The following is a 13,525-nucleotide window of genomic DNA, read 5'->3' on the forward strand; positions in this document are numbered from 1 at the left end:
TGTTTAAATTCCCATTTCCGTGTCCACACTGTTTGGTGAGGAGGCGGGAAACGTGAAAAAATCATTTGGCTTCATGCTCTTATTAACTATTAATCTAGTACTTGTATTCTTTTTCTGGCAATACAGCACAACGAAAGCAGATCAAAAAGGGCCGATTCCGCAAAATGCGATTCGACTGCGTATTCTTGCAAATAGCGACTCTCCGGCAGATCAGGCAGTAAAGCGCCAGGTTCGCGATGCAGTAAATAAAAACATTACGCAGTGGGTTCAGGATCTAAAAACATCGAATCAAGCAAAACAAGTCATTCGTGCACATATGCCGGAGCTGAGGGCTACGGTTGAACGGACGCTGAAACAAGCACATGCGGACAGCACTTATAAAATAAAATTAGGCCAGGCTGATTTTCCTACGAAAATGTATGGCAACTTTGTCTATCCGGCAGGGAAATATGATGCCCTAGTTGTAACCTTGGGTGATGGCAAGGGGGCTAACTGGTGGTGTGTGCTCTTCCCGCCGCTCTGCTTCTTAGATTTTTCAAACAGTGAAGCGGTCGCAAATCCTAAAGCTGCTGCTCAGGAAAAAGCAAGTACGCAAAGTACTTCGGAACCTGCAAAAGAATCAAAAGCGCAGCTGGCGAAGCAGCCTGAACAGAGCAAAGATTCGGTTACCGCATCTCCAGAAATGCAGTCAAAGCAAAGTGAAGATCCGGCAGCCGAAACTCCTGAAAAACAAGCGGATCAAGTTGAAGTACACTCGTTTGTTGTTGATTTTTTCGCCAAGGTTTGGCATTCAATTGCTGGGTAAAAGCATTAGCATTGCACACGGCCTGTTCGAATGGTATGGTGTATACGGAAACAACGTAAGGTCGGAGATACTCCGGCCTTATTTGACGCAGAAAAGAAAGTAGTTTGATAGAGCATAGCTAATGGAAAAAGGGGAAACGAATATGATAGAAACGCAAGTGTGGCGAGTAGATCCCAATGCTCCTGATCTTGAACATACACCTCAGATCAAAGCGGCAGCGGAAAAACTTGCCCAAGGTGAAATCGTTGCCTTTCCGACTGAGACCGTTTATGGGCTTGGCGGGAATGCAAAATTACGGGATTCCGTACACAAAATCTATGAAGCAAAAGGGAGACCGAGCGATAATCCGTTAATTGTGCATGTAGCTAATCTGGAACAGGTGCGCGCTATATGTACCGAAATTCATCCAATTGCCAAAAAATTAATTGATACGTTTTGGCCGGGGCCGCTGACGCTGGTATTGCCATCGCGGGGAGAGGTTTCTAATGCGGTTACGGCAGGTTTATCAACAGTCGCAGTACGTATGCCAAGCCATCCGGTCGCGCGTGCATTGATTCTTGCCTCCGACTTGCCGATTGCTGCGCCGTCGGCCAATAGTTCCGGAAGACCGAGTCCGACTCGAGCAGATCATGTGTTTCACGACTTAGATGGGAAAATTGCAGGTATCCTGGACGGAGGAGAGACAGGTGTTGGAGTTGAATCTACGGTTGTCGACTGTACAACAACCCCGGTTACAATTCTTCGCCCAGGCGGTATATCAAAAGAACAATTAATAGAAGTAGTTGGCGCGGTGGCAGATGATCCCGGTCTGACTCGGTCAGACCAGACACCTAAGGCACCCGGCATGAAATATAAACACTATGCTCCGGAAGCAGTTATGTATTTGGTACCGGCAGGCAAGGACAGAATTCATGAACTCATTGCTGCAGAAAAAAACAGCGGCCGTACGATCGGTGTACTGACAACCGAGGAGAATAGGGACAGCTACTCTGAGGCAGACACTGTTCTTGTTTGCGGCAAACGGAGCGAGCCGGAAACAGTGGCGCATCATTTGTTTGACGTACTGCGCAGCTTTGACCAAAAAAATGTTGATGTCATCTATAGTGAAACATTTTCAGAAGCCGGAATCGGCAAAGCAATTATGAATCGGCTGTCTAAGGCAGCAGGTGGCAGGGTCATCGATTGATCGGTTCAAAATGGAAAAACTGCTATGGTTATAAATATGAAAAAGAGCAGGATATTGAGTCTTGCTCTTTTTTGTTGTTGACTTTAATTTTGGCAACTTACTTTAACTTTTTACGGTTTCACTTTTACGTTTTATGCTCCGCAGTCCATGTTTGGCTGTACATTCTCTTATCGTTTTTTCCTAAATCAAGGGGATTCGAGATTCTATTTTTTTAGGGACATGCATAGAGTGTTCGTATGGACAAGAGGGGGGAACGGACATGGCTGCGAATCTGATCAATCAGGGATTGGCGTTGTGCGTAATGTCTGTTGCATTAGGCATGGATGCTTTTTCTGTTTGTGTAGGCATGGGCATGACGGTATTCCGATTAAGAAAGGCAGCTTGGGCCGGCATTTGGATTGGTCTTTTTCATATGCTCATGCCGCTCATAGGCATGACACTGGGCCGATTACTTTCTGCTCGATTTGGAGCAATCACAGAAATGGCAGGTGGCTTGCTCTTGCTGTTGATTGGTCTTCAAATGATCCTTTCTTTGGCAAGAAGAAATGAAACACAATCAGGATTCGCCTATACATCAGATGCCAGCCTGCTTCTGTTTGCACTGAGCGTCAGCATCGACAGTTTTTCGGTAGGGTTGAGCATGGGATTATTCGGAGCTGAGGTACTTGCGGCAGTTATTATGTTCGGTTTAACGAGCATGGCTATGGCATGGACTGGCTTTTATATTGGGCGAAAAACCGGAAAGTATTTTGGACGATATGGCGAAGCACTCGGAGGCATTATTCTATTTGTTCTCGGACTGAAACTTCTTTTGCATTTCCATATTTAATACCAGCAACTTTCCCTTGAATTCGTCAATTTATTTCCCAGGCAATCACATCAACACTGAACGATGTCGAACATTGCGTATCATTTACCGATCAACAGTGCAACCTGCTATAATAACGAGTGTTAATGGATGATAAATAGTTCCTTGTAGAGGAAGGTTTAAAAGATGGAAGTAATCGACGAGTCAATTAGTGAAGCGGTGACTCAGGCACTTGCCGATTTGGAAGCGGCGATGCCTTTTAGTGAACGGACACTGTTGGTTATCGGATGCAGTACAAGCGAGGTTGCAGGAAAACATATTGGTACAGCGGGATCTTTGGAAGTGGCAGCTTCACTATTTCTTGCTGTTCAAAAATGTCATAATCGAACAGGGGCTCGTTTCGCTTTTCAATGCTGTGAGCATCTCAATCGCGCACTGGTCATTGATCAAGAGGTTGCGCGGCAGCGCTTTTATGACGAAGTGACTGTTCGGCCGATTCGCCATGCCGGAGGATCAATGGCTACCTATGCATTTGAGCACATGACGAATCCTGTGATGGTCGAATTCATTCGTGCGGATGGAGGCCTTGATATCGGTGATACACTGATCGGTATGCATCTGAAGCACGTTGCTGTTCCTGTGCGCAGTCAGCGAAACGAAATAGGACATGCCCATCTTGTTATGGCACGGACACGCCCCAAGTTAATCGGCGGTGAACGTGCTGTCTATCCGGAAAAAATTCGGTGAGTCGGCTCAATATGAATGAACGGTAACTAATGAGGACGGTTGTTTACCGCCTTTTTTCTTTGTTTCCGTCATACGGCTGAAGTCTTAATAGCATTTTTTTACTGATCTTTAATAACAATCATGCTTTTCCAAAATTTTGTAAATTATGGGTGAACTAGTCTCAGGATACTGCTGAAAATATCAGTTGTGATCGGGAAAAGGCCCAAACAGAAAGCATGCGGAAATCATAGCCAAAATGGCCGTGGATCTGATTTTATTCACTGTTAAAGGATAAAATGTGATAAACTTTACTTGAATTAGACTCGAGAGGAGTGGCACACCTTCATGAAGGGTATTAAAGCGAACGATCCTGAACTGTATCAAGCAATTGAGAAAGAATTAGGTAGACAGAGGAATAAAATTGAACTGATTGCATCGGAAAATTTTGTCAGTACATCGGTGCTTGAAGCGGCGGGCTCAGTTCTAACCAATAAATATGCGGAAGGCTATCCGGGACATCGCTACTATGGCGGCTGTGAGTATGTCGATATCGTCGAAGATCTTGCTCGAAGTCGGGCACTTAAGCTGTTCGGCGGCGATCATGTGAATGTGCAGCCTCATTCAGGTGCTCAAGCGAACATGGCTGTATATGAAACCATATTAAAACCTGGCGATACAGTGTTGGGCATGAGATTGGCACATGGCGGGCATCTGACACATGGCAGCCCGGTCAACTTCAGCGGGCAGCTCTATAACTTTGTGGATTATGGTGTGACAAAGGAAACACAAACGATTGATTATGACGAAGTCGCTCGTCAGGCAAAAGAACATAAACCGAAACTTATTGTGGCCGGAGCAAGTGCTTATCCGCGCATCATCGACTTTAAAAAGTTCCGCGAGATTGCTGACAGTATTGGAGCATATCTCATGGTTGATATGGCACATATTGCGGGACTTGTTGCCGCCGGACTTCATCCGAGCCCAGTACCTTATGCGGATTTCGTTACGACAACCACACATAAGACGTTGCGCGGCCCGCGCGGCGGCATGATTATTTGTAAGCAAGAGTTTGCGAAAAAACTCGATAAAGCGATCTTCCCGGGAATTCAAGGCGGCCCGCTGATGCATATTATTGCTGCGAAGGCAGTTGCCTTAGGTGAAGCACTTAAACCTGAATTTAAAATTTACGCAGCCCAGATCATTGCGAACAGCAAGGCGTTTGCAGCGACTCTTCAGGAACAGGGTATCGATCTTGTTTCAGGAGGAACGGACAATCATCTTGTACTTGCCGATGTGCGCAACCTTGGCATTACAGGAAAGAAAGCGGAAGCTGTTCTTGACGCTGTTGGAATCACAACGAATAAGAATGCGATTCCGTTTGATCCGGAAAAGCCGTTTGTGACGAGCGGGGTACGTATGGGCACGCCGGCGGTAACAACACGAGGATTTAAAGAAGAGGATATGAAAGAAGTCGCTTTAATCATTGCGCTGGCACTCAAGAATCCAGACGATGAACAGACTTTGGAAGAAGCAGCACAGCGTGTGCACGCACTGACTGAGAAACATCCGTTGTATCCTCAAGGAACCGGCGCTTTTGCCTGATTGCTAAAACGGACTGCTTTGGGAGAATTTATTTCTCCCTTTTAATATGATTAAAATTTCCGGTTATCCGCTGAAGATGATCGAGGACGGAGGAATAAAATGGGTAAATTGGTAGTACTTAATCATCCATTAATTCAACATAAATTGACGATGATACGAGATCATAAAACAGGCACTAAGGCTTTCCGCGAATTGGTGGACGAGGTTGCTACTTTGATGGCCTTTGAAATTACTCGCGATCTTGCTTTGGAAGAAGTGGATGTACAGACGCCGGTCGCAAAAGCAAAAGCGTATAAAATTGCCGGGAAGAAACTAGGTATCATTCCAATTCTTCGTGCGGGCTTGGGCATGGTTAATGGAGTTCTGAATTTAATTCCTGCCGCTAAAGTGGGTCATGTTGGGCTCTATCGCGATCCCGAAACGCTGAAACCTGTTGAATATTATGTTAAACTGCCTGCCGATATTTCGGAGCGCGATTTAATTATTGTAGATCCAATGCTGGCAACCGGCGGTTCAGCAGCGGCGGCGATTACTTCACTAAAGGAGCGCGGCGGAGTCAACATTAAGCTGATGTGCTTGATCGGAGCTCCGGAGGGTGTTAAAGAAGTGCAAAAAGAACATCCTGATGTAGACATTTATCTAGCAGCTCTTGATGAAAAATTGAATGAGCATGGCTACATTGTCCCAGGTCTGGGGGATGCCGGGGATCGGTTGTTTGGTACAAAATAATGGTCAAATCGTGTGCCATCCATGAAAAACATTTTCTTTTCCTGACATAATATGTGAGGAATATTTTCATTGTTGGTGATTTGTCACATTTTTATTGTGCTGACTAAGGAAAAAGTGATTAGAATTCTAGATATAAAGAAATATATATCAAAAAAGCAATAATAATTTAATATGCCAACCGCAATGATTAAAGTCACAATTATTTCGCTAATTATTGCATAAAGATAGCGCTTTCGTTAAAATATTAAAGAAAAGTCATTTTAATGAACAGTTTCTAAAGATGATTATATAAGGAATTTCTTCGACAATAGGCAAAAGAGCCTGTGAACGATTTATGTCTGACTACAGTTTTGGCCGACCATTTTCGAAAACTTTATAATGTATTTTTCTCTCGGTTAAGCCATGTCTGAACAGAACAACTGAATCATCACTGCTGAGGAGGCCTTATGAAGCAGAATAAAAAACCGAATTCGTTGCAGATTGCTGCAACGGTAAGTGCGATGGGATTTGAGGTTTTCGCTTTTATCATCATTGGAGCGCTGGGCGGGGACTATCTTGATGGACGATATGGAACGGGACATCTGTGGCTGCCCATTTGTGCAGTTGCCGGTTTCTTTCTGGGACTGTTCAGCTGCTTCTATACCTTGAAATCCTTAATGAAGGAATGACAAGCGATGAAACCGGTCATGGAATGGTTTTCACGTGTTTTAATGATTGTTGCGATTATCTATACAAGTGTATTTGGGTTAATCTGGTTTTTGATACCGGCGAGAGCGCTGGCCAGCGGCTTTCTCCTCGGCGGATTAATCAGTTTATATAATGTTTTTCATTTGTCGTTTCGCTTAAGGATAGCCGGACTTCGGGTTCAATCAGGTGCCCGCCATTTAGCGGGATTACATATGACCGTACGCATAGCAACCATTGTTTTTGGTGTGCTGATGGTTTATCGTTTTCCAACCCGTATTGATTATCGATCTTTTGTGCTGTCGCTGTTGTTTGGCTATCTAATGCTTGTGACGGTGATGAGTTATTATTATTTGAAAGGCAATGGCACGACTTCTTCGGATGAAGGGGGGGAGACTCATGGATCTGACTCCGAAAGTGAAATTTCTCGGAATGACATTTGATGTCACGTTGATGATTGGATCAGTGGTTTCCGCACTAATCGTCATGCTGATTGTATTCTTGTTAAGTCGTCGGCTTACCGTACGTCCGAATGGACGACAAAATGTGATGGAGTACATCATTGATTTTATCAGCGGCATTACGGGTATGATGCTTGAAAAGAAAGAATCAGCCAAATATTTAAGCTTTGCACTGACCACCTTTCTTTTCATTTTAATTGCCAATTTGCTTGGCGTTATCGTCATGGTAACGGCCACTGCTCATGGTTCGCTGCCATCGCTAGGCATTACAGCAGCTGATTTGAAAATGACGGATTCGGTCAGCTGGTTCAAATCACCGACGTCTGACATCAATGTTACGGTAGCAATGGCTGCTGCAATCTTTCTCTATTCGCATTTCGCAGGTATTGCCAAAAGTCCGCTTGGCTATCTGCAGCACTATGTAAAACCGTTTTGGTGGATGCTTCCGATTCACATTATTGACGAAGTATCGAAACCGGCAACACACGCATTACGACTTTGGGCGAATATTTTCGCTGGTGAAGTGCTCATTATCATTCTTCGCGAAGGCGCCTTTTATTTCACCGGAGTGCCGCTCTTTGTTTGGATGGCTTTCTCCATTTTCGTCGGATGCATCCAGGCGTATATTTTTACAGTGCTGGCAATGGTGTATATCGCTCAAAAGGTGGGAGAGGAATAATGCCTGTTTCTAAATGGGACGCTCTTCCGCAAGCGATGGTAAAAAACATAGACAAATTAGGAGGAATCTTGTTATGAGTTTAGCAGTTCTAGCTGGTGGTATCATGATCGCATTCGGTGCGCTTGCAGCAGGTATTGGCAACGGTGTACTTTTCAGCCGCTATTTGGAAGGAATTGCCCGTCAGCCGGAAGCTCAAGGTACTTTATTCGGACAATCAATGATCGCTCTTGGTCTTGTTGAAGCATTACCTGTCATTTCAATCGCTTTTGGTATTTTGGTGCTTTTCGGTATCATCGGATGATCCAGCCGAATTTTTCGGCAATGAATCATTGAGAAAATCTTTAGATCGAAAGGAGTGGCAAGAGCTGTGCTGTCATTTTCTTTAGGAAGTATCATTTTCCAATTAGTCGTCATGATCTTGTTGATGATCTTCGTCGCAGTTGTCGGCGTACGACCGGTTGTAGCGATTATGGAAAAGCGAAAAAAATACATTAACAGTCAAATTGACGACGCTGAAAAGAAAAGTCAGGATGCTGAATCCTATTTGGCTGAACAGAAATCGGAAATCGAACGGATTCGCAATGAAGCCCATGGCATTCTTGAACAAGCAAAGAGTCAGGCAAGTGCTGAAGCGAAAGCAATTATTGAAGCAGCGAAAAACCGTTCGGATCTGATGATTAAAGACGCGAATGAAGAAATTGGCCTTGAGAAAGAGAAGGCAATTGCCGCAATCCGCGATGAAGTCGCCGACCTGTCGGTTCTGCTCGCATCTAAGGTGCTTGAAAAGGAAATTAATCCTAAGGATTATTCAAATGAGATTGACCAGTTGATTAAACAAGTGGGGAATCAGCGATGAGCGAAATCGTAGCGAACCGTTATGCTAAGGCGCTTTTCGAGGTTGCAGAGGAGCGAGACTCCATCGATGCGATTGAGTCTCAACTGCATAGTGTAGCCGAGGGTCTTTATGAACATGAAGATCTGCGTCGAGTTCTGATGCATCCTCAAGTAAGCAGTGACAATAAAAAAGAACTTGTAAACAAGCTGTTTGAAAAACAGGCAGGTGTTGAAGTCCTTAATCTGCTGAAATTGCTCATCGACCGCAAGCGTGAAGCCATAATCGATGAAGTGCTTGAAGCCTACACGCACATGGCGAACAAAAAACGCGGTATACTCGACGTAACGATCACAACCGCTGCTGCTTTGGACGAGCAAGAAAAGAAAGATCTTGCTGAACGTCTGGGCAAGGCGCTTGACAAGAAGTTGAGCATCCACGCTAATGTTGACAAGGCAATTATTGGAGGTATCCTGCTTCGTATCGGCGATCGCCTTTTCGACGGATCAATCGCAGGTAAGCTTGCAGGCTTCAAACAGGAGATTAAAGTAGGGAGACAGGGGTGAAAATATCGTGAGCATTAAAGCGGAAGAAATCAGCTCATTGATTAAACAGCAGATTGAAAATTATCAATCCACTGTTGAAGTGAGCGAAGTCGGCACTGTCATCACTGTCGGCGACGGAATCGCCCGCGTCCACGGTCTTGACAGTGTTATGTCGGGCGAGCTTGTCGAATTTTCCAACGGCGTCCTCGGCATGGCCCAAAACCTTGAAGAGGACAACGTCGGTATCGTCATTCTCGGCCCTTTTACAGATATTCATGAAGGTGACCCGGTAAAACGAACTGGACGCATCATGCAAGTGCCTGTAGGCGAAACACTGCTTGGTCGTGTAGTCAATCCGCTGGGACAGCCGATTGATGGAAAGGGACCGATTGTAACAGATAAATCGCGTCCGGTTGAAAAGAAAGCACCAGGCGTTATGGATCGAAAATCAGTGTTCGAACCGATGCAAACCGGTATTAAAGCAATTGACGCAATGATTCCGATTGGCCGTGGCCAGCGTGAATTGATTATCGGCGATCGCCAGACCGGTAAAACATCAATTGCGATCGACACGATTATTAACCAAAAAGATCAAGACGTTATCAGTATTTACGTTGCAATCGGTCAAAAAGAGTCAACGGTTGCGGGTGTTGTAAACACGTTAAAAGAATACGGATGTATGGATAAGACGATTGTCGTCTCTGCCGGAGCATCCGAGCCGGCTCCGTTACTTTATTTGGCTCCATATGCCGGAGTTACAATGGGCGAAGAGTTCATGTACAACGGTAAACATGTGTTAATTATTTACGATGATTTGTCCAAACAGGCAGCGGCATACCGTGAACTTTCCTTGCTGCTTCGCCGTCCGCCGGGTCGTGAAGCATTCCCGGGCGACGTTTTCTACCTGCACTCGAGACTGCTGGAACGTGCGGCAAAATTGAGTGACGAATTAGGTGGCGGTTCAATTACCGCGTTGCCGATTATTGAAACGCAGGCCGGGGATATTTCAGCCTACATTCCAACCAACGTTATTTCGATTACTGACGGACAAATTTTCCTTGAATCGAATCTTTTCTATTCAGGTATTCGTCCTGCAGTTGATGCCGGTACTTCCGTATCCCGTGTTGGTGGTGCTGCACAGATCAAAGCAATGAAGAAAGTTGCCGGTACCTTGAAGCTTGATTTGGCTTCGTATCGTGAACTTGAAGCATTTTCGCAATTTGGATCTGATCTTGACAAGGCTACGAAAGCGAAGTTGGATCGTGGTGCACGTACGGTTGAAATTCTTAAACAGGATCTTCACAAACCGTACCCAGTCGAAAAACAAGTTGCAATTCTGTATGCTTTGACGAAAGGCTATGTTGATGATATCGCGATTGCTGACGTTAAACGTTTTGAAAAAGAACTGCTTGCCTATCTTGAACAAAACGGCAACGGCATTCTTGATAAAATTCGTGAAACAAAGCAGCTTCCGAATGATCAGGCATTTGCTGATGCGATTACCGCATTCAAAAAGACTTTTGTTCCTTCTAAGGCCGAATAAGCCCATAGGAATATCGCATATACACTATTTTGAAAGACGCACATTCTTCTGAAGATTGGCCTGATCCGATTGGTTATGGATGCTACATAATTAAGATCAGACGGGCTTTCAAGGGTGGTGAACGAACATGCCTTCAATGCGTGATATAAAAGAAAAAATCGCTTCTACAAAACAGATGCGAAAAATTACCAAAGCAATGCAAATGGTTGCGGCAGCAAAATTGAATCGCGCGCAGGCAACAGCACAGGACTATTCGGCATATGCGGATAAACTGCGCGAAGTTGTGGCAAGTATCGCGAGCACCTTGCCGAAAGGCGGAAACAGCAAGCATCCGATGCTTGCCAGCAGGCCGGTAAAGAAAACCGCGTATCTGGTCATTACTGAAAACCGAGGACTTGCAGGCGCTTATGACAGTACCGTATTAAAATATACGCAAAATTTAATTCGGGAAAAACATGAGTCCAAAGATGAATATTTAATCCTTGTGACTGGCAAAGTGGGATTGAATTTCTTTGAAAAGCGCGGCTATCCTGTCGCTCTTAGCAAAACAGATGTTCCGGATACAATTGCTTTCGATGATGTATTGGATTTCGCTAAGCAGGCAATCAGCTTATACGACACCAAAAAAATTGATGAACTGCACTTGATTTATAATCACTTTGTCAATGCAATCTCGCAAACCTTGGTGGATAACCAGCTGTTGCCTTTGACGGATCTTGAAAGCAAACCGAAGGAAAAGGTCCGTTATGTCTATGAACCAGATGAAGATGAAGTGCTTGAGAGCTTGCTGCCTCTTTATGCAGAAGGTCAAATCTATGGTGCTTTGCTTGACGCAAAGGCAGCAGAACAGGCAGCCCGCATGACTGCGATGAGAAGCGCTTCGGATAACGCAAGCGATATTATCGATCATTTGTCTCTTTCTTATAACCGTGCGCGTCAGGCTGCCATTACTCAGGAAATTACTGAAATTGTCGGCGGCGCAGCCGCTCTCGAATAACCGATTGTTAGAAAATGCTGATAGGAGGTAGTTTCATGAACAAAGGGTATGTAACTCAGGTCATGGGCGCCGTTGTTGATGTTAAGTTTGAACGCGGCCATCTTCCTGAAATATACAACGCTCTGACCGTAAATTATAAAGCTCAGTCCTCCAATGAAGCGGACATTCATCTGACTCTTGAGGTCGCGCTACACCTCGGCGACGACTCCGTGCGCACGATCGCTATGGACTCAACCGACGGACTTGTCCGGGGCTTGGAAGTAGAAGATACCGGTGCACCAATTTCGGTGCCTGTTGGTGAAGCAACACTTGGACGTGTATTCAACGTACTTGGAGAAGCTATTGATGGCAAACCAGTTGCACCTGAAGTTGAAAAACACGCGATCCACAGAGATCCACCGAAATTCGCGGAGTTATCAACGAAAACGGAGGTTCTTGAAACAGGTATCAAGGTTATTGATCTTCTGACTCCTTATATTAAGGGTGGAAAGATCGGCCTGTTCGGCGGCGCCGGCGTAGGCAAGACCGTCTTGATTCAGGAACTGATCCACAACATCGCTGAGGAACACGGTGGTGTGTCTGTGTTTGCGGGTGTAGGTGAACGAACACGTGAAGGCAACGACCTTTACTATGAAATGACGGACTCAGGAGTTATCAAGAAGACCGCCATGGTGTTCGGTCAGATGAACGAGCCACCGGGTGCGCGTATGCGCGTGGCACTTTCCGGATTGACAATGGCTGAATATTTCCGTGATGTGGACGGACAGGACGTTCTGCTCTTTATTGATAATATTTTCCGCTTTACACAAGCAGGCTCTGAAGTGTCCGCGTTGCTCGGCCGTCTGCCGTCTGCCGTTGGTTATCAGCCGACACTGGCAACAGAAATGGGCCGTCTGCAGGAACGAATCACGTCTACGAAAAAGGGATCTGTTACATCGATCCAGGCTGTTTATGTGCCTGCCGACGATTATACTGACCCGGCTCCGGCGACAACATTCTCTCACTTGGACGCGACGACTAACCTTGAGCGTTCATTGACTCAGATCGGTATTTACCCTGCTGTTGATCCGCTTGCTTCGACTTCACGTGCTCTCTCTCCTGATATTATTGGTGAAGAACACTACGAAGTTGCAGAAAGAGTTCAGATGACGCTTCAAAAATATCGTGAATTACAGGATATCATCGCCATCCTTGGTATGGATGAACTTTCTGATGAAGATAAACTGACGGTAAGCCGTGCTCGCCGCATCCAGTTCTTCTTAGGTCAGAATTTCCACGTTGCCGAACAATTTACAGGCGTTCCCGGATCCTATGTTTCTGTTGAAGAAACGATTAAAGGATTCAAGGGTATTCTTGATGGTAAGTATGACGATGTTCCTGAAGAAGCATTCCGTAACACAGGAACGATTGACGATGTACTGGAGAGAGCAAAGCAACTGGTTTAATGAGCGGTGCATGGACCGCTTAGACCTAATGAAGGGGGCTGGCTGATGAGTACGGTGCATACGGATATTGTCACACCTGCAGGCAAAGTATATGAGGGAGACGTCCATATGGTATGTGTACGCTCCAAAAGCGGAGAATTGGGTATTCTGCCGCATCACTTGCCGATTGTTGCTCCACTAGACATTGCGCTTGTCCGATTGAAACATGAAGACGAAAAAATTGTTGATTATGTGGCTGTTCATGGCGGTTTCATTCAGGTGGGCCGAACAAGCATTACGATTTTATCGGAGGCTGCTGAGAAGAAAGCCGATATTGATGTTGAACGCGCTAAGAAAGCAAAAGCGGAAGCTGAAGAGCAGCTGAGCACACTTCATGAAACTTCCGAAGGCTATGCAGAGGCAATGCTGAAGCTGAAGCGTTCAGAACTTCGATTAAACACAGCGGCTATAGCTGATGCAGTTCCAGAAGCGTAATAGTAAGTA

Annotated in this window: 16 protein-coding genes; all 16 read left to right on the plus strand. The window is 45.3% G+C overall.

Annotated features, from left to right (window positions below):
* Positions 1–52 precede the first annotated feature (52 nt).
* The 16 genes from spoIIR (at position 53) to NOM01_RS12380 (ending at position 13,516) form a co-directional block, all read left to right on the plus strand.
* Positions 53–805, plus strand: coding sequence for a stage II sporulation protein R (spoIIR, locus tag NOM01_RS12305; protein ID WP_255748780.1), 753 nt, complete (start codon positions 53–55; stop codon positions 803–805).
* A gap of 142 nt (positions 806–947) precedes the next feature.
* The gene (locus tag NOM01_RS12310) at positions 948–1,991 is read left to right on the plus strand and encodes an L-threonylcarbamoyladenylate synthase (RefSeq protein ID WP_255748781.1); all 1,044 of its coding nucleotides are present in this window, start codon (positions 948–950) and stop codon (positions 1,989–1,991) included.
* A 259-nt stretch (positions 1,992–2,250) separates the two neighbouring features.
* On the plus strand, positions 2,251–2,820 hold the full coding sequence (locus NOM01_RS12315) for a manganese efflux pump MntP (protein ID WP_255748783.1): 570 nt from the start codon (positions 2,251–2,253) through the stop codon (positions 2,818–2,820).
* A 165-nt stretch (positions 2,821–2,985) separates the two neighbouring features.
* Positions 2,986–3,546: a TIGR01440 family protein gene (locus NOM01_RS12320; protein ID WP_255748784.1), complete on the plus strand. Its 561-nt coding sequence runs from the start codon at positions 2,986–2,988 to the stop codon at positions 3,544–3,546.
* A 324-nt stretch (positions 3,547–3,870) separates the two neighbouring features.
* Positions 3,871–5,127 carry a serine hydroxymethyltransferase gene (locus tag NOM01_RS12325; RefSeq protein ID WP_255748785.1) on the plus strand — a complete coding sequence of 419 codons (1,257 nt, stop codon included), beginning with the start codon at positions 3,871–3,873 and terminating at the stop codon, positions 5,125–5,127.
* 99 nt (positions 5,128–5,226) lie between these two features.
* Entirely contained in the window at positions 5,227–5,856 is a 630-nt protein-coding gene (upp, locus tag NOM01_RS12330) for a uracil phosphoribosyltransferase (protein ID WP_255748786.1), read from the plus strand.
* Between the two features lie 446 nt (positions 5,857–6,302).
* Entirely contained in the window at positions 6,303–6,524 is a 222-nt protein-coding gene (locus tag NOM01_RS12335) for an AtpZ/AtpI family protein (RefSeq protein WP_255748787.1), read from the plus strand.
* A 6-nt stretch (positions 6,525–6,530) separates the two neighbouring features.
* Positions 6,531–6,983, plus strand: a complete 453-nt coding sequence (locus NOM01_RS12340) for an ATP synthase subunit I (protein WP_255748788.1) — start codon at positions 6,531–6,533, stop codon at positions 6,981–6,983.
* A complete protein-coding gene (atpB, locus tag NOM01_RS12345; RefSeq protein WP_255748789.1) occupies positions 6,940–7,680 on the plus strand; it encodes a F0F1 ATP synthase subunit A in 741 nt (246 codons plus the stop codon). The genes NOM01_RS12340 and atpB overlap by 44 nt, the downstream gene beginning before the upstream one ends.
* A gap of 73 nt (positions 7,681–7,753) precedes the next feature.
* A complete protein-coding gene (gene atpE, locus NOM01_RS12350; RefSeq protein ID WP_255748790.1) occupies positions 7,754–7,981 on the plus strand; it encodes a F0F1 ATP synthase subunit C in 228 nt (75 codons plus the stop codon).
* 66 nt (positions 7,982–8,047) lie between these two features.
* Positions 8,048–8,536 carry a F0F1 ATP synthase subunit B gene (gene atpF / locus NOM01_RS12355; protein ID WP_255748791.1) on the plus strand — a complete coding sequence of 163 codons (489 nt, stop codon included), beginning with the start codon at positions 8,048–8,050 and terminating at the stop codon, positions 8,534–8,536.
* Entirely contained in the window at positions 8,533–9,078 is a 546-nt protein-coding gene (locus NOM01_RS12360; protein ID WP_255748792.1) for a F0F1 ATP synthase subunit delta, read from the plus strand. The genes atpF and NOM01_RS12360 overlap by 4 nt, the downstream gene beginning before the upstream one ends.
* A gap of 7 nt (positions 9,079–9,085) precedes the next feature.
* Positions 9,086–10,600: a F0F1 ATP synthase subunit alpha gene (gene atpA, locus NOM01_RS12365; RefSeq protein ID WP_255748793.1), complete on the plus strand. Its 1,515-nt coding sequence runs from the start codon at positions 9,086–9,088 to the stop codon at positions 10,598–10,600.
* Positions 10,601–10,727: 127 nt separating this feature from the next.
* The gene (gene atpG / locus NOM01_RS12370) at positions 10,728–11,597 is read left to right on the plus strand and encodes an ATP synthase F1 subunit gamma (protein ID WP_255748794.1); all 870 of its coding nucleotides are present in this window, start codon (positions 10,728–10,730) and stop codon (positions 11,595–11,597) included.
* 35 nt (positions 11,598–11,632) lie between these two features.
* Positions 11,633–13,042, plus strand: a complete 1,410-nt coding sequence (gene atpD, locus NOM01_RS12375) for a F0F1 ATP synthase subunit beta (RefSeq protein WP_255748795.1) — start codon at positions 11,633–11,635, stop codon at positions 13,040–13,042.
* Positions 13,043–13,087: 45 nt separating this feature from the next.
* Complete coding sequence (locus NOM01_RS12380) at positions 13,088–13,516, plus strand: F0F1 ATP synthase subunit epsilon (RefSeq protein WP_255748796.1); 429 nt, start codon at positions 13,088–13,090, stop codon at positions 13,514–13,516.
* The last annotated feature ends 9 nt before the right edge of the window (positions 13,517–13,525 follow it).

It is taken from the genome of Sporolactobacillus sp. STSJ-5 (genome assembly GCF_024385605.1).
GTDB lineage: Bacteria > Bacillota > Bacilli > Bacillales > Sporolactobacillaceae > Sporolactobacillus.